This window comes from Rossellomorea vietnamensis (assembly GCF_001305855.1).
GTDB classification, from domain to species: domain Bacteria; phylum Bacillota; class Bacilli; order Bacillales; family Bacillaceae_B; genus Rossellomorea; species Rossellomorea vietnamensis_A.
On record NZ_LIXZ01000095.1, the window covers coordinates 1 to 517 of the forward strand.

The window sequence follows — 517 nt, forward strand, 5'->3', positions numbered from 1 at the left end:
ATTACGAACAATGGGTTCCCCCATTCGGAAATCTCTGGATCAAAGCTCACTTACAGCTCCCCAAAGCATATCGGTGTTAGTCCCGTCCTTCGTCGGCTCCTAGTGCCAAGGCATCCACCGTGCGCCCTTCATAACTTAACCGAATTGGTTGTTACATCAGGTTTAAAACCTAAAATGGCGATACTCGGTAATTTCTTGACTATCAATTTATCTTTATCTAGTTTTCAAAGAACAATCATTTGTCTCGTAAGAGACAAAAAGTTTTGATGGTTGAACCATCAAAACTGAACAAAACTTCGACGTGTCAAACGTTTTAGTAAATCTTCCTTAGAAAGGAGGTGATCCAGCCGCACCTTCCGATACGGCTACCTTGTTACGACTTCACCCCAATCATCTGTCCCACCTTAGGCGGCTGGCTCCAAAAGGTTACCTCACCGACTTCGGGTGTTACAAACTCTCGTGGTGTGACGGGCGGTGTGTACAAGGCCCGGGAACGTATTCACCGCGGCATGCTGAT

At 46.2% G+C, this 517-nt stretch carries 2 rRNA genes; both read right to left on the bottom strand.

Annotated features, from left to right (window positions below):
* A 23S ribosomal RNA gene (locus AM506_RS21925) occupies positions 1 to 141 on the bottom strand; the annotation flags it as partial.
* A 190-nt stretch (positions 142 to 331) separates the two neighbouring features.
* Positions 332 to 517: ribosomal RNA gene (locus AM506_RS21930) — 16S ribosomal RNA — on the bottom strand; the annotation flags it as partial.